Below are 16,731 nucleotides of genomic sequence, written 5' to 3'. Positions count from 1 at the left end.
ATAGTATTATAATGAATATTTAGATATATTACAATATCATTTTTAAGCCACTCTTATCATGCTATCATTTTCGAATGCTAAAATGAAGGGATTCAATAGACAGATCATTTTATAAACCAAGGATAAACTGAATAGTATCGCTTACTATATCTTGCAGTGCTTTATTTTTCCTTTAGGAAATAGAGCACCTTTTAAAAAATGAAAAAGCCCTAAAAAAGGGCCTTTTTTATTTCAAGAAAATAAGTTACTTGTTTTTAATTAATAAAAACAAGTTGCACCAATGATGATTAACAAGATGAACAATACAACGATTAAGGCAAAGCCGCCACCGTATCCAAAACCGCCGCCATAGCCGCAGCCACAGCCGCCGCCGAATCCTCCATATCCGTACATAAATTTCCCCCCTTTCAATCAGCTTTTAATTGGTTAATAGTATCCTCCAAATCCTCCGCCCATAAAGGACGCACCAATAATTATGAGAAGGATAAACAATACAACCACTAAAGCAAAGCCTCCGCCTGCTCCTGCACCATCCATATAACAAACCCCCTTTTCACCGACTTACTACAAAGTATGTATAAAGTGAAAATGTGTAAGGGCTCTTCCAAGCAGAAAGATTGGTTTTATAAGGGATGGGAGTGATTTTTCCTTCAAAAAAATAAAAATCTTCATAAAAAAAAGCTGACGAGGCAGCTTTTTAAACGATTGTTTGAAAGGAAATGTCCTATGCAAATACTTCACTGGACTTCATTAAATTTTTTCTTGCCGTACTATACTCTTGATGAAGCTTGTCGACATATACGGCCGTACTCGAGATTTGATTGATAACGCCAATCCCCTGTCCGCTTCCCCAAATATCTTTCCAGGCCTTTGCCTTTCCGTCGCCGCCAAAATTCATTTTGGTTGGATCACTTTCAGGGAGTGCTTCAGGATCCAAACCGGCAGCTCGTATTGAAGATGCAAGATAGTTCCCATGGATACCGGTGAATAGATTACTATAGACAATATCATCAGAAGTGGAATCCACAATGGCCTGCTTATATTCCTCTGCTGCCCTCGCTTCTTCTGTAGCAATAAATGGTGATCCGATGTAAGCAAAATCTGCCCCCATCGCTTGAGCGGCAAGAATCGCGTTTCCATTAGCGATAGACCCAGATAAAGCGAGCGGACCCTTAAACCATTGACGGATTTCTTGAATTAACGCAAACGGGCTCTTGACTCCAGCATGACCACCCGCACCGGTAGCAACTGCAATCAAACCATCTGCTCCTTTTTCGATGGCCTTATGTGCAAACCTATTATTGATGACATCGTGAAAAACAACGCCTCCATAGCTATGGGCGGCCACATTAATTTCTTCGCGTGCCCCTAAGGAAGAAATGATAATTGGAACTTTATATTTCACACATAATTCCATATCATGCTCAAGGCGATCATTGCTCTTGTGAACAATCTGATTAATCGCAAATGGGGCAGCTGGACGCTCTGGGTTACGAGCATTGAAGTCTGCTAGCTCCTCTGTGATTTCCGCTAGCCATTCATCAAGCTGGGCGGCGGGTCTTGCATTTAGTGCAGGCATCGAGCCAACAACCCCTGCCTTACATTGCTCAATGACTAGTTTTGGCGTACTAATAATAAACATCGGTGCTCCAATGACAGGAATCCTCAAGTTAGTAAGGATTGACGGAATATTTGACATATGTATACAACTCCTCTACTCATATTAGAATAATAATTTGCTAATTTAAATCTAAAGATAAATAATAGAAAACGTTTACTTTAGTAAAAACTTACCATATGAGAGGAACACAGTCAATTTATTTCAGAAATTTCGGAAAATCATTTTATTTTAATGTTATGGTGGAAAAATGATGCCTGTCCCCCTTATTGCTCTGGAGTACAGGCATTACTATTTAGTCCACAATTTTCGCAAAGTCCGCTATTGTTGTGGAATTCTTTACGTAAATCCGTGGAAAATAATAGAGCTCATCTTTTATGCCTTTTTCGATAAATAATTCGGGTGTGGTGGTAAGTCCAAATGAATAGTATTTCTTCGTTTCCTGAACAACCTTTTTATTGAAGCTTCCATATGGATAACTTAGGGCGAATACGGGTTTACCGGTTATCCTCTCAATCCTTTCTTTGGAATCTTTCAATTCATGTTCATAATTGTTTATTTTGGTTAAATCGGGATGTGTTGCTGTATGTGACTGAATGGAAAAATACCCAGACTCCACAAATATTTTTAAATCCGTAGGAGACAACCGATTGGAATGACCAATAAAATCAGAGATCACAAAAATGGTAGCCTTAGGTTTAAAGTGGGACGATTCTAGTTTTTGGAAAACGGTTAAGACATTTTTATTATTTTTGTACCCATCATCAAAGGTAAGTAGAATCGGTTTAGTTACTTTACTCCTATCGCTCCAGTGTTCGAACGATAATAGCGTAAACCCATGGTCCCGTAAGTACGTTATTTGTTTTTCAAAATTTTCCGGCGTGACATATAACTCCTTTGATCCTGTACCGTTATACTCTGCAATCGAATGATACACTAAGATCGGCACATGCTGCTTCGCGGAAGCTAGTGTCGGAAATCCAAGAAAAATGGAAAAGAGCAGGATGAATAAGTACTTCTTCACCCAAATCACCACCTTAAAAAGTCTCCTTGTTATTATTCCGTTAAAATTAGTTTCTATCATAATCAAAAAAGTGCCTGAATCATCTCAGGCGCTTCAAATATTTTTATACCTTAGGTTAATCATCATCTTACTCAATTATGTATCCGTTGATGATAATCCTTTTCAATTCCCTCTTTCCAGCTTCGATCAATCTTTTTGCCACTTCGCAGGTTGAGGACCGCTTCATTTACCGCCGCATAGTTTAACTGCGTACCGACATGGTCAGCATGGTACTCCACAGCAAAGTCCTCATCGATTCCAAATTCAGCAGCGGTTGAGACGGCGTCGATATTAGCACCAAGAAACATGAACTCCCAGCCATATTTATCTTTTTGCTGCTGAACCATTTTTTTGATTTTGTCCGGAGAATATTCCTGACTAGCATTTTCCATTCCATCCGTTGTAATGACAAACAGGACCTTTTCAGCACGTTCATCCTCACTTGTTCGCTTTTGAACATTGGCTATTTTTTGAATCGTAAAACCAATCGCATCTAATAATGCGGTCGTGCCACAGACTTCATAATCACTTTCCGTAATAGGTGATATTCCTCTTACATTCATACGATCATGCAATAATTCGTACTGGTGATTAAACAATGCAGTTGTCACCAAGGCTTCCCCTTCCGCTTTTTGTTGTTTCATCAGCATCGCATTAAACCCGCCAATTGTATCTGACTCCAGCCCTGCCATCGAACCACTTTTATCTAAAATAAACACTAATTCAGTTACATTTTTTTTCATCCTATTCATCCTCCGTTGGTTAATAAACTAAGGATATCAAGGATTCCATAAAAAAAGGTCGCTTCGAAAGCGACATTTTAGGCACCAAGTAGTGGCTGATCAAATGTGAATAAGACCTGATTAATTTCATGGATATTGTAATTGGCTTGTTGAATAAAGAATTCAATAATGACATCAAATTTGCTGCTGCGGGAAAAGGTATATCCGGCGGTATTCAGCAAATCAAGCGTTTCCATTAACGTTAATTGCAGGGCGATGGCAAAGGCAATAGCCGTTTTCTTCGTTGGAGTATAATTTACGCCATTGCGAATTTTCGAGAATAATTTACGGTCAATATTCGCTCTTTTATACGTCTCAACATCGGTCATTCCCTTTTGATCAATGAATCGAAGCAATCGCTCGGAGAACGATTCCTCAAGTTGCTCTAACCTATCAACTAAAGAATAATCGGCTTCTTTTAAGAGATCCTCCTGAAAAATTTCGGAATCCAGCTTTTGTTCCAATATATAACGTTCATCCATTTTACGTGGATAACTGATTTCCGCATCCTCAACATAATGCTCATCAATATATTGATGAATGGAAGAAAACAGCTTCTTTCCAATGGAGAAAGAATTTTTATCAAAAACAACGAGATAAACGAGCATATCATGTTGTAATATAAATGAACTAATGGCGGAAACTGCGATTTGTAAAGCTTCCTCTTTTGGAAAGCCGTATATTCCTGTCGATAGTAACGGAAACGCGATGGATTCACATTGATGTTTATAGGCGAGATCCATAGCGTTTATGTAAGATGACTTTAACAGGGCTGCTTCTTTGTTTCCTTCCCCATTCCAAATTGGACCTGGAGTATGTATGATAAATTTGGCATCCAATTGGAATCCGTTGGTTATGACGGCTTCTCCGGCCCTGCATCCTCCAAGTTGATCGCAAGCCCTTTGTAATTCTTGGATACCTGCAGCCTGAAATATAGCTCCACAAACACCACCACCCATTTTTAATGAGGTATTGGCAGCATTCACAATTGCATCTACTGTCATTTTTGTAATATCATGGCGAACGATTTCTAGTGGCATACGATTTTCCCCATTCTCACAAAATAAATCATCCGTTTCTTTCTTTTATCATAACACGTCCCATGTGGGCGGTTCTAGTGGCTTTTGTGACTACAAGAACAGCCCCCATGGTTCTGTGGCTTCTACCGTTCAGACTTGGAAATTTCTTTCCTTTGTAAAACCCCCATTGGCAAATATGTGATGGAAAATACAATCAGTGCGGCAATTTCTAGATTCATATAATACCAGAAACCATTGCCGAAATAGGTCAGAATCGTTTTAGTTTCTGTTGGACTCGCTAAGTAGAAAAAGTTTGTGCCAAGGAATTGATTTAAGATAAAAATAGGCACGGCAATAATGTTGACGGTTACATAAGTAAAAATGATTGCCTTTCGGGAACTCTGTACCCTTCATATAGGATAAAATAGAATGCGGACAATGGAAGGACGGAATGGTGAAGGAAATACTCAATAAACCTAAAATGAGGAAATGTATAGACCATTTCTGGCGTAACCATCGCTAAAATAGGAGGAAGGGTAGCAAAAAAATACAACAAATAAAAAACCTTCTCGTTCCTGTTCCAAAATAAATACATAGCTAAAAAAGTACTAATCGAGCACAACTGCAGCGGAAGGTTACTCACTTCCCACTGATTAGTTAAAAGTAACCATAATTGTAAAGAGATTTCACATATCGGCAACATGATAAACAGTGTCCATTTAATCATCTGATGGTATTTCTTGTGTTTTTTTCTAAAATACACTAACGTACAACAGGCAGCAAAGAATATAAGCAACACAGCAATATGTTCAACTGAAAATAATGTAAAGCCATGCATCCCCGTCTCAGAAAACATGTTATCACCACCTCTTAGTAGGAGTTATTCTAAATTGTATTCAATACCCATTAAAGCTGTCACGCCGAGCCATTATATAGCTCAAATCAAAAAAGCAACTCTGTTGCAGAGCTGCTTTGCTTGGGGTCGACTATTCAAAAATCATAGGTCATAAACTGTTTATGTACATAAAATGTTTTTTCAATTTCAAATACGTATTAAGGGGTGTCTTAATCAAAGCGTTCCGTTTCTATTCCCTCCAAAATATCTTCTAATTCCATCAGAAAATTTAGTTGGACGGGTGCTGGAATTTGTTCCATCCATTTTTTTATTTCAGGTAACTCCTCCGCATCCTCTATATTCGTTGGCTTTGAATGAAGAGTGGCCCACCATTTCTTCAATTCATCAATAAATTCATAAAAGTATCGTTCAAATCTTTCTGCCCATTCTGCCCCTTCATCACCGGATGTCTTTTGCATCATACTCCAGGCTTCCATCGCTGTTGCGAAATACTCATCAATCATCATATATATACCTCCACTCGGGTGACCTAGGGGACAGCCACATGGTTATTACTGATGTGGTCCCGCCCATAAGAACCTGCCTAAACTAAAAATCTCATTTACATCCAAAGAGAATACTTCTAGGAAATTCGATTTGCTATCTCCACTTTTATTAAAAGACTTCTTTTATAAACATAAAGTGGGAAAGGAATTCACTTTCATTGATCATGATTCTAGTTGTTAAATCCTCCGTTCGCAACACAAACTCTTTTACTCCAATAAATTCTGATTCACTTATCATGTAAAACAGTGTTCCCCTTTTATAGCCGTTAAACTGCTTTTTTACTTTATACACCTTCATTATTTAACCTCAAGTGATATTAAATTGATTCATTCTTTTTACTAATTTTCTAAAAAGTTATACCAAGTTCTAATTATAGGATATTATTTTTAATAAAAAAAGTGGTAATCGTATGAATGCAACATTCTCACAGACAAGTACAACGAAAACAAAAGCCCTTGTCATCAATGCACTTTTTATTGCATTGACACTGTAACCACAATGTATATCAACTTAAAGTTGCCAATAATGGGATTTCAAAAGGAAGTGGAGAAAAACTAGTCGTTTTTCCCACTTCCTTTTTGACCGCCAACAAACGCAAAAGTCAGCCCAACTACAATAGAAACAGAGGGTAAGGAACATTAGAGGATATTCGGCAAAGGAATTTAATTCGAAGAAACGACTAGGCATTGCCTTGCTTTTTTCATATGATAAGAATAAAAAGAAAAAAGGGGTACATATGTCTTATTATGGCAAAGTATTAACAGGTTTCATTTGCTAGATTTATATTTGAACATTGTAATTGCGAAAGCAGGTCTATTTTGGCTACAAGTTTTATTAGTCCTTTTGTTTTTTCCATTATTGAAAGGAATCCTCATGCTAACCAAGGCAAATGAGTATAAAAATATCGGAATCACCTTTCATCCAAAATGGTCCAAAAATATGATGCTTGGGTTTATCATCGGCTTTTCTTTTTGGCTGGTCAAATATGCTATGCAATATCTCCTTCATGGTTTTGACATTACAAAGACCTTTCGACGACTTTCATGATAGAAATAATCAGTTATATGATTCCCCTTTTTATGTTTCTATTTATATTTTTAATGCGAAACAAATTTGCAAAAATCGGTTAGTTTATCCTAAGTCGTTCTCTTTAAAGTCCAAATTGGAAAGATAAATAGCTTTTATTGTGCATATTATGATAATTCAAATCTAGTTGGAAGTAAATATGAATGAAAATGAGGTTTCTAGAAAAGAGGTTAGATGATGTTACAGAAGGTAAATGTAAAATCGGTAGACGGCCAACTCGCTCGGTTACAAAGCTACATTCATTCTCCAGAAAAACAAAAAACGTTATACAAGCGTACTTTAATCGTTGTAAGTATCTCACAAATTTTTGGTGGAGCGGGTTTAGCAGCAGGTGTTACGGTAGGGGCACTTCTGGCACAGCAAATGCTTGGGACAGATGCGTTTGCTGGAATTCCTACAGCATTACTTACTTTAGGGTCAGCAGGAGCAGCTTGGTTTGTTGGAAGACTTTCGCAAGCATATGGACGTCGTACTGGATTAACAACGGGTTTTTTGCTTGGCGGACTTGGTGGATTTGGAGTCATCATGGCAGCAATCTTAAATAGTGTTTTCCTTTTATTTGCTTCCTTACTTGTTTATGGTGCGGGGTCAGCAACAAATTTACAAGCCCGTTATGCAGGTACGGATTTAGCAAATAAAAAACAGCGAGCAACTGCAATAAGTATGACGATGGTTTTTACAACATTTGGGGCAGTTGCAGGACCAAATTTGGTGAATGTGATGGGGAATTTCGCCCTTTCTATTGGTGTTCCATCACTAGCCGGTCCTTTCATTTTAGCGGCAGCAGCCTATCTCTTATCAGGTGTTGTCCTTTTCATCATGCTTCGTCCAGATCCATTGGTTATCGCTAGAACGATAGAAGCGAACAGCCTAGATTCTAGTAGTAAAGGACATTTAGCAACAACTAAACTGACAGAAAACAAACGGGGCATAATGGTTGGTGCAACAATTATGATTCTTACGCAAATTGTCATGGTAGCGATTATGACAATGACGCCAGTTCATATGATGCATCATGGACATGGTTTGGGTGCAGTAGGTCTTGTTATTGGTTTTCATATAGGTGCCATGTATCTCCCTTCACTGGTTACAGGCATCCTGGTTGATAAGGTAGGGCGTACTGCGATGGCGATTGCCGCTGGCACTACGTTGCTTGTGGCAGGTTTGCTGGCAGCATTTGCACCAGGAGATTCGATGGTTCCACTAGTGATTGCTCTTTCTTTACTTGGCTTAGGATGGAATTTTGGTTTAATCAGTGGGACGGCACTTATTGTTGATTCAACAGAAACTTCCACACGAGCTAAAACGCAAGGGACAGTCGACGTATTAATTGCCTTGTCAGGAGCAGCTGGTGGAGTACTGTCAGGCATGATTGTGGCTGGTTCAAGTTTTCCAACATTATCATTAGGGGGCGGAATTTTGTCCTTATTACTTATTCCAGTGGTGATTTGGTCTCGTGGAGGTAACAAGTAGCCTGCTAATGAAAGAAATAGGAGTTTGCGCTTTTCCTTCAGTTCCTACTAAGCAAGTGAATGTATGTACTTTTAGTGCCTGACCCTACTTGGATAACGCTTTATATTGCTGAGGGGTCAGGCACCGAATATACTATTTTTCGTCTAATTTGTAAATCATCCTCTTGGACTTCTCAAATCAGCCGCTAGTAAGTAGGTCAGTTAGCGGAACTTTGCAGCTCTTTTAACATTATTTTCCCATCCTCCATGTGATAGACACGGTCGCAGTAAGCTAACATACGTTCATCGTGCGTGACCATTATTGCTGCCTTTTTTCGCCTTTTTACTTCATCCGCAATTAATTTCACCACTTCATGAGCGCGCTTAGAATCTAAACTTGCTGTCGGCTCATCTGCAAGGATAACGCTAGGCTGATTGAATAAAGCACGAGAAATGGCTACGCGTTGACGTTCACCACCAGATAATTCATTAGGCATTTTCGAGAGCTTATTGCCTAATCCAAGCTCTGTCAGTAAATTTATCGCAAACTGACGATCTTCTTTGTTCACCTTGCCTGTCATCTTTTTAATTAAAATTAACTGATCAAGTACAGATAAATATGGAATTAAGTTAGATGATTGTAGAATAAAACCTATTTCATTTAAACGAAAATCGGCTAATTGTTTCGCATTTAACTTTCCCGCGTCCTGACCATTTACAATTACCTTACCAGACGTAGGCTTTATTAATGCACCAATGATTGATAGTAAAGTGCTTTTACCTGAGCCTGAAGGACCGACAATTGCCACCAACTCTCCTGGATTAACAGGTAAAGATGCTTCTTGTAAAGCTGTTATAGTAGAGGTTCCCTCTTTATACTGTTTCGTAACCTGAAGTAACTGAATACCACTCATTTATTCCACTCTCCCTAAAGCTGTTAACGGATCAATTTTAGTAATTTGCCGGACTGAAACTAGTGAACTTAATAGGCTTATTATTAATAAAGCAAACGCATATAAGACGACTAGGTTAACATCTAAATCAAAGGGCATTTCTTTAGGAAAGGCAAGTGCTGTTAAATACGTTAAACCTGCTCCTACCAAAATACCAAAAAACGACAAAATAAATACCTGTGCAACAATAGCTTTAGAAATAAATCGATTCGAAGCCCCAATCGCCTTCATCACACCAAATTGTGGTGTTTTTTGTATTGTTATGACATAGAAGAAAACGGAGATGATAAATGCTGAAATAACGATTAAAAATGCAAGCATCATTAAAATTGTCCCAGTTTCTTCCTTATACCCTGGCATCCCATTTACAGCTACTGACTTTGTAACAGTTTCAATGCCATTTATTTCCTTATCAAGCTTAGCAGCATCTAAATTAGGCGCTTTTAAAGTAATGGCTTGAACAGGTTTAGTAACACCATTGTCAGAACCTTGTGCCGCATATTGATAATCTCTCCAGGTATCCATATTCGTAAATAATACAGGTAAATGGTTAAATGTTTCATTTTCAACAAAACCAATAATGGTTAACTTCATGTTGGAATTTGAAACAAGCAGTTCATCACCCATTTTGTACCCTGCATCTTTTAAACTCTCATTAGCTAGAACACCAAACTTTTCATTAGGTGAAAGTTGTTTTCCCTCGATAACGCCTGGTTCAATAAATGAGCCGAGCGTGATTCCAAGTAGTGCAACATCCGTTTTCTTGTGACTATCATCTGTTTTTTCTTTAGAAACAGCCGCCATTGATGATCCAAACGCTGCTGCATCCTTTACATCTTTATTTTCTTTAATCTCATCGATTAAATTACTAGAGATAATAGATTTATTAAAGGTGGCACCAGCAGATTTCTCATAAACAACATAATTTGCATCTAAATTTTTAATCGTGGCAGCACTTAAAGTCGATAGACCATTTCCAAGCCCTGATAAGATAAAAACCAACCAGGCAATTAAGATAATAATAATACCCATCATCACATATCGAAATTTCGCATGCAGTAATTCTTTTATAGCTAAAAACAAGATGAAACTCTCCCCTCAAATTAAGTTACACATGCGTCACTTTTGAGAAAAAAAATAACTTATGTGCCTCGCAAAGATTATTATACACATAAGTTACACGTTTGTCACTTATTTTTTAGAATTCCATTTAAAATCAACTTCTTCGTATATTCGAGCACTTGTTCTGTGTCCATTCCTGAATGATTTGGAATAGAAATACTTTGAAAGATAAATCCTAATAGCATTTCATTCGGCAGGTCCATATCGATGTGGCCTTCTGTCTTTCCTTGCTGCACTACATGGATAAGAGGTTTATATAGTTCGCGATGCATTAGAGAAAGTTGATTTTTCTTGGCGTCCAAAAGTGGAGCATCATTGGTAGGAATGACTTCTTGAATGCCAAGGATTAAATGTAAATCCTTGGACAGAAATATTCTTTGCAAAAGTAAGTTTATCTTATCTAAAAAGGAAAATTCCTCTGGAATGGAAGAAAAACTTGTCAATGTATTTTTCATTTCCTCAAGCATAAAATCTAATAGCAATTCATCCTTATTTTGATAATACTTATAAATGGCTGCTCGTGAAACGTGTAGCTGTTTGGCAACTTGACCAATTGTAAACCCTTCATACCCTGTTTCAATAATGAGCTTTTTCGTACAAAGAAATAAATCCACTGTATTAAATTTCCGATCTCTCCCCATGAAATTCCCTTCTTTCATTCATTACCATACTATTTAAAGATTCCACGGGGATGGTTCCCATGGTAGAAATGAGGCTAGAATAACCATAGTAACCCTCCTAACTCATTTAAAGTGGGTTCCCATCTATTAATAAATTTCCACTAAACTACTTTTTTTAGCTTATATACCTTCATGAATCAACCTCTAGTGATAAATTTTTCTTTTTTGTAAACAAATTATACCAAGAATAAGTCCCAGGCACCATCCACGCCCATCTTGTTGTATTTATTTTGATTCAGTAGGTAACTTATATTCAGAGAGAATATTAGCGAAAATCACACTACTAGTTCAATCTAGTAGTATACTATGTTATCTTTATTTAGAAAACATGAATATGGCTAAAGAGGTGTTTCATCCATTGTTTCGACATAAAAAAGCAATCATTATTGGTGGCGGTATTTCCGGAAAATTAGCGGCACGCGTATTGGCTGAATTTTTCCATGAGGTTATCATTTTGGAACGTGATCAAGAACCCCAAGGACCACATCCACGAAAAGGTGCTCCACAAGGTGAGCATTTACATGCACTCCTCTTTGCCGGTGCGAATGGTCTGGAATCCCTATTCCCAGGAATTACTGATACATTCCATAAAAGTGGTGCTGTAAAAATCAATTCCACTCAAGACCTTTCATGGTTTCACCATGGAGTGTGGAAGGTTCGGTTTGATGGAGGATATACCACCACTCTTCAAACACGGCCACATTTAGAATGGATAATAGAACAATACATGAAGAGGATTTCAAATGTAACCGTACAGTACAACCATTCGGTCAAGAATTATATGTATCATGAAGAGGAAAATCGAATTCACGGAGTTGAAACCATTGATGCTAGCGGCTCCATCAAAACCATGAATGCCGACCTCATCGTGGACGCAAGCGGGGTAAGCAGCCTTTCTACTAGCTGGTTAGCCAAACGAGGCATGCAAATTCCAGAAGAACAGGTAAAAATTGGATTGAGTTATGCTAGTAAATCATTTTCATTGCCTGAAAGTGCCGAGCGAGATTGGTCGATTAAACTCGTCTATCCTCATCCTCCACAGGAAAAAATAGGAGGAACCATCTCCAAGGTAGAGGGAAATCGTTATATGGTCACCCTCATCGGCTATCATAACGCAATAAATGACAAGGAAGTTTTACAAAATGAAGACAGCTTTATAGAAATAGCCCAAAAATTGCCTAACCAGGACATCTATACAGAAGTGAAGAACGCGGTCCCTTTATCCAAAACATCTATTTTTCGAGTTCCACAAATCACTTGGAAACATGTTGATCAGGCAAAGAATTTTCCTGAAGGACTCTTATTGATTGGGGATACAATTTGCAGGATTGATCCCGTTTTTGGACAAGGCATGAGTATTGCCGTGTTAGAGGCACTCGCATTGCAAAAGCTGTTACAGTGCCAAAACAAAATGCTGAAAGAAATAACCACCACATTCCACAAGCAGGAAGCAAAAATAATTGCCCCTATCTGGAATATGGTGATTACGGAAGATTTTCGCTACCCTGCCACAAGTGGAAAAAGGCCATTAGGTCTTACGATTCAACAATGGTATGCAAAAAATATTTTTATATTATCATCGCAAAATCAAGAAATTTATCACGCTTTTGTAAAAGTCATGAATCTCGTCAGTCCGATTACCACCCTCATGAACCTAAAAATTGTTGTAAAGAGTGTAATAAAACGGAGTATTACTAAATAAATCTTGCCGATGATGCGTCCCGGGGCAGGGTCTAGTGGTTTTTAGTATAATAACAAGCAACCAAAAGACCCCCCTATGGATATTAAATAGTTGGAGCTGACATCCCCATTTGTGCCCATCCTTCTCGTGCAGGTCCATAAACCCCCGGAACGCTTACTCCCGCTTGGCGCATAAGAACGGTCATTTGTCCACGGTGATGAATAATGTGTTTAACAAGTAATAAGAGTGTTGCAGCCTTGGACATGTTCATTCCAAACACATTCACTTCATCTGTTAGAGCACTGTCACTCCATTGTTCCTTTACAGCTTTGGCAGTGTCGGAACTAACTCGACTGAATACCTCTGCAATTTCCTTCGCTGATTGCGGAACGGTATCAGCGTTTTCGACAAATGGGACTTTAATGCCAAACTCATTTAGCATCCCGGGTGTGCTGGTCACAATATGCCAGGCAATTCTTCCTAATGTCCGATCATCTGGAGTGACTTGTTGCTGCAAGGAACTATCCGTTAACGCTTCTAATACATGTTGAGTAGATACAGCTTCATGATTCCAATCGTCAATAAATGCAACTATTGATGAATACATTGATTTCATTCTCCTTTTTAATAAACTCATTTTTATGACCTTTTCTAGGTATTTCCCTTTATCCTATTATAAATGCATATTTTGAGAAAAACTAATAACATTGGCATTTGCCAAAATAAAAAATGAACCCATTTTATTTAATTATACAATTGGCATGTATGTAAGTTCATTCTGGATTATGAATTATTTTTTGCAGGCTGTACAATACGGATAAATAAGGTTCTGCCCCACTGTGCTAACGCTTTAACTTACTGGGGGTCAGGCACACTGACCAGAAAAGATGTCCTTCATAAGAGCTATGAAGGACATCTTTGTAAATTTATCAAATTCGTGTGAAAAAAGGCACTCCTCTTTGAGATGTAGCCTATCACTATTTCTTATTTTTAAGGACGCGGCAAGAGCCGTTTTTCTTGAAACAACCGAAACCATTTTACAAACATTTCCTCTGTATCTTCCCACTCATGAAAACCCGCTTTATGGAGTTTCATATCGGAATATAGTGGGGGATATCTCATTTCTTTATGTCCGAATGAGAAGTAGTAATCTGCAAATTCAAATGATGAACCTACAAATTCTTTAATTCCCGGGGAAACAAGCCCATATTTTTCACAAATATATTTCCATTCTGTCTCTCGTTTTGGAATTTCCTCTGTTAAGCATAAAGGAACATTCTCACCCGGTTCCATCCCTAAAGTGTTTGCAATTGTTTTCCATATGGTTGACCAAACAAATACATCGCCGTTTGTAATATTAAATGCTTCCCCTTTTGCTTTTTCAGTTTCACCTGCCCATGCAATCGCTCTAGCAAGAAGATCTACATCCGTCGCCACAAGTATAGTTTCTACACCACCAGGAAAGTGAAGTGGTTTTCCTTCTTCCTTTAATAGAGCTGCATAAACACCAAAAGCGGTAAGAACATTCATCGGACTACCAATGGATTCACCAAAAATGATTGCTGGCCGAAAGATAGTCCATGACCATGATTTTCCTTTTTGTTTCTCTTTCAAATACTCTTCTTGTAACCAGTAAAAATTGGGTTGCTCATGCATCTCCGAAATGCCCTCTCGAGCGGGATTTTGAATCTTTTTAACATGCACACCATAGGCTTTAGCACCCTGCATTAAGGTGACATGTCTTAGAGTTTGAGAAGCCTTTTCCAAGGGTTCTAACATGTTTCGCAACATGAGAGCATTAGTATGAATCTGCTCCTGATCAGTCCACCCGGAAATTAAATTCGGCTTTTCAAATAAAGCTGTATAAACAACGTGTGTAATATCCAACATGCTTCCAAATACCTCTCGACACTGTTCCTGATTGGTTAAATCAACAGATACGTGCCTGGCACCAAAGGTTTCAGCGGGTTTCCTGCGAGAAACAGCAATTACACTGCAGTCATCCTTAGTCCCAAAGTATTTCATTACTGCATTGCCTACAAGTCCAGTTGCACCTATTATTAACACTTTTTTCTTCATCATCATTTCCGCTTTACCATCCGAATTTTGGCCTTATACGTTTTCTAAAACACTTAAAAATGGCAGAGGAGGTATAGATGCAGGGTCTGAAATCAAATCGATAACAACAGAGCCTTTGCTCGTAAATGCATCATTCAATGCTTCTGTTATTTTACCTGGTGAACTTACTCTAATACCTTTTACTCCACATGCTTCTGCAACTTTCGCATGATCTACAGCTGTAAGCTCGCAAGCATTTGTATTTCTTCCCCAACGTGCCTGCTCTGCCAATTTTTGATAGGCAAGTATTTCATTGTTAATGACTGCAACCACCACTTCAATTCCATGCCGCTTACACGTTTCTAGTTCACTCCATACATGAGCGAAGCCTCCATCGCCTGTAAGACAAAAAACCTTTCTATCAGGTTTTGCTACCTTTGCACCCATTGCCATAGGAAGCCCCCACCCGAGACCAGCTATTCCTCTAGGAAAGATAAATTTCCGATTTCCTTTTGCTGTTATATAATTCGCCAACCAAACTGATGAAAAGCTTGCGTCCGCGACAATAATATGTTCGTCGGTTAATTGTTTATCTAGCTCTGCTAAAAATCTTTCTACTTTAATCGGTGATTGGTCTGAGCTTTGAATTTGAGCCGCTTCTTCCCTATGTGCAATTCTAGCTTTTGAAATCGTTTCTTTAATCATAGGACGAATTTTCTCTCTTTTTTCCAAGTTTCTTCGTAAAAGGGCATGTTTTAAAGCTGCTAATGTTAACTTCGCATCTCCTGCTAATCTCAGTGCTTCATAGTTTCTACCAATTTCCGTAGGGTCAATATCGATATGAATAAATTTTGCATCTCTCGGTAATAAGTTCCATGAGTCTGTTCCATTCTGATTGGTTCGGTTTCCAACTAATAAGATAACATCGGCCTCTTGAACCATTGTTTTTAAATATTTTGTAGCTCCACCCTTTCCCATATAGTAACCGATGGGTCCAAGGGTTAAAGGATGTTCTTCATCTACTGAACCTTTTCCCATGGTCGTTGTTGCTACAGGAATCGAACATTCCTCTTGAATTTGGCGAAGTTCATCATTAGCACCTGAGGAAATGACCCCTCCCCCAGCATAAATAAATGGACGCTCGGCGTTTACTAGCAATTCTGCCGCTTCTTCAATTTTTTCTAGGTCGGCGATGGTTCTATCTAAAGGATAATTGGATAAACATGCCTTTCTCTCAGTTCTTACAGGATTTTTCGTCATATCAAAGGTTAAATCTTTAGGACAGAGCAAGACTGCTGGTCCTGGTCTTCCACTTGCGGCAGCTGTGAAAGCCATATCTACATAATCTTCAATTCGTGCTTCGGATGGAACCTTTTTTACCCATTTTGCTACTCCCGAAAATAGCTTTAGATGGTCAATCTCTTGGAATGAGTTTTTTTCCTCTTCAGCGATTGGCACCTCATCTACAAGGGCAACGACCGGATGAGATGCTTTTAAACATTCAGCTAAACCTGGTACTAATAATGTCGCGGCTGGTCCATTTTGGGCTGCCACAACAGGTACAGTCCCGGAGCACATAGCATATGCTTGAGCCATGTAAGAACCTGCATTTTCCTGTCTAAACCCGATTTGTTTAATCCCGAGATCTGAACATGCCAGCATAATCGTTTGCGGATTACTTTGGCCAAAGATATACTTAACGCCGTTACGTTTTAAAGCAAGAGCAAACCTCTGTGCATTTGTTAATTCTTTTTTTGAAATTTCAATTTCCTTATTCGCTTCTGTTAAATTTGTCATCATTTTATCTCCTCTTTCT

Annotated in this window: 17 protein-coding genes; 2 read left to right on the top strand and 15 right to left on the bottom strand. The window is 38.4% G+C overall.

The features are described from left to right. Positions 1-258: 258 nt before the first annotated feature. The 9 genes from RCG19_RS21695 to RCG19_RS21655 all read right to left on the bottom strand — a co-directional run bounded on the left by RCG19_RS21695 (position 259) and on the right by RCG19_RS21655 (position 6,181). Positions 259-393 carry a YjcZ family sporulation protein gene (locus RCG19_RS21695; protein ID WP_308108868.1) on the bottom strand — a complete coding sequence of 45 codons (135 nt, stop codon included), beginning with the start codon at positions 391-393 and terminating at the stop codon, positions 259-261. A gap of 33 nt (positions 394-426) precedes the next feature. Further along, positions 427-537, bottom strand: coding sequence for a YjcZ family sporulation protein (locus RCG19_RS21690; RefSeq protein ID WP_166242897.1), 111 nt, complete (start codon positions 535-537; stop codon positions 427-429). A gap of 187 nt (positions 538-724) precedes the next feature. Continuing rightward, positions 725-1,699 carry an NAD(P)H-dependent flavin oxidoreductase gene (locus RCG19_RS21685; protein WP_308108867.1) on the bottom strand — a complete coding sequence of 325 codons (975 nt, stop codon included), beginning with the start codon at positions 1,697-1,699 and terminating at the stop codon, positions 725-727. A 214-nt stretch (positions 1,700-1,913) separates the two neighbouring features. Further along, positions 1,914-2,642, bottom strand: coding sequence for a polysaccharide deacetylase family protein (locus RCG19_RS21680; RefSeq protein WP_308108866.1), 729 nt, complete (start codon positions 2,640-2,642; stop codon positions 1,914-1,916). A gap of 131 nt (positions 2,643-2,773) precedes the next feature. Beyond that, positions 2,774-3,424 carry a vWA domain-containing protein gene (locus RCG19_RS21675; protein WP_308108865.1) on the bottom strand — a complete coding sequence of 217 codons (651 nt, stop codon included), beginning with the start codon at positions 3,422-3,424 and terminating at the stop codon, positions 2,774-2,776. 77 nt (positions 3,425-3,501) lie between these two features. After that, positions 3,502-4,503 carry a macro domain-containing protein gene (locus tag RCG19_RS21670; protein WP_308108864.1) on the bottom strand — a complete coding sequence of 334 codons (1,002 nt, stop codon included), beginning with the start codon at positions 4,501-4,503 and terminating at the stop codon, positions 3,502-3,504. Between the two features lie 346 nt (positions 4,504-4,849). Beyond that, positions 4,850-5,320, bottom strand: a complete 471-nt coding sequence (locus tag RCG19_RS21665) for a TMEM164-related integral membrane acyltransferase (protein ID WP_308111047.1) — start codon at positions 5,318-5,320, stop codon at positions 4,850-4,852. A gap of 227 nt (positions 5,321-5,547) precedes the next feature. Next, positions 5,548-5,844, bottom strand: coding sequence for a hypothetical protein (locus RCG19_RS21660; RefSeq protein ID WP_166242910.1), 297 nt, complete (start codon positions 5,842-5,844; stop codon positions 5,548-5,550). A 148-nt stretch (positions 5,845-5,992) separates the two neighbouring features. Continuing rightward, a complete protein-coding gene (locus RCG19_RS21655) occupies positions 5,993-6,181 on the bottom strand; it encodes a hypothetical protein (protein WP_308108863.1) in 189 nt (62 codons plus the stop codon). Positions 6,182-7,144: 963 nt separating this feature from the next. Between RCG19_RS21655 and RCG19_RS21650 the strand changes: the two genes are divergently transcribed. Further along, complete coding sequence (locus tag RCG19_RS21650; RefSeq protein ID WP_308108862.1) at positions 7,145-8,443, top strand: MFS transporter; 1,299 nt, start codon at positions 7,145-7,147, stop codon at positions 8,441-8,443. Between the two features lie 196 nt (positions 8,444-8,639). On the opposite strand, the gene RCG19_RS21645 is transcribed toward RCG19_RS21650, so the two are convergent. The 3 genes from RCG19_RS21645 to RCG19_RS21635 all read right to left on the bottom strand — a co-directional run bounded on the left by RCG19_RS21645 (position 8,640) and on the right by RCG19_RS21635 (position 11,137). Continuing rightward, a complete protein-coding gene (locus tag RCG19_RS21645; protein WP_308108861.1) occupies positions 8,640-9,335 on the bottom strand; it encodes an ABC transporter ATP-binding protein in 696 nt (231 codons plus the stop codon). Then, positions 9,336-10,457, bottom strand: a complete 1,122-nt coding sequence (locus RCG19_RS21640) for an ABC transporter permease (RefSeq protein WP_308108860.1) — start codon at positions 10,455-10,457, stop codon at positions 9,336-9,338. Between the two features lie 104 nt (positions 10,458-10,561). Next, on the bottom strand, positions 10,562-11,137 hold the full coding sequence (locus tag RCG19_RS21635; protein WP_308108859.1) for a TetR/AcrR family transcriptional regulator: 576 nt from the start codon (positions 11,135-11,137) through the stop codon (positions 10,562-10,564). Between the two features lie 397 nt (positions 11,138-11,534). Here RCG19_RS21635 and RCG19_RS21630 point away from each other — a divergent pair, with 397 nt between their 5' ends. Continuing rightward, complete coding sequence (locus RCG19_RS21630) at positions 11,535-12,878, top strand: NAD(P)/FAD-dependent oxidoreductase (protein ID WP_308108858.1); 1,344 nt, start codon at positions 11,535-11,537, stop codon at positions 12,876-12,878. Between the two features lie 82 nt (positions 12,879-12,960). Here the strand turns inward: RCG19_RS21630 and RCG19_RS21625 are convergent, their stop codons facing one another. From RCG19_RS21625 to RCG19_RS21615, 3 genes are all read right to left on the bottom strand, one after another. Beyond that, on the bottom strand, positions 12,961-13,464 hold the full coding sequence (locus RCG19_RS21625) for a DinB family protein (protein WP_308108856.1): 504 nt from the start codon (positions 13,462-13,464) through the stop codon (positions 12,961-12,963). A gap of 383 nt (positions 13,465-13,847) precedes the next feature. Continuing rightward, positions 13,848-14,942, bottom strand: coding sequence for an SDR family oxidoreductase (locus tag RCG19_RS21620; protein WP_308108855.1), 1,095 nt, complete (start codon positions 14,940-14,942; stop codon positions 13,848-13,850). Positions 14,943-14,969: 27 nt separating this feature from the next. Next, positions 14,970-16,715 (bottom strand): acetolactate synthase catalytic subunit, encoded by a 1,746-nt coding sequence (locus tag RCG19_RS21615; RefSeq protein ID WP_308108854.1) that lies wholly within the window; start codon positions 16,713-16,715, stop codon positions 14,970-14,972. Between the last annotated feature and the right edge of the window lie 16 nt (positions 16,716-16,731).

It is taken from the genome of Neobacillus sp. OS1-2 (genome assembly GCF_030915505.1).
Taxonomy (GTDB): domain Bacteria; phylum Bacillota; class Bacilli; order Bacillales; family Cytobacillaceae; genus Neobacillus.
The sequence above is the reverse complement of the archived record's forward strand: the minus strand, read 5'-3'. Positions and strand labels throughout refer to the sequence as shown.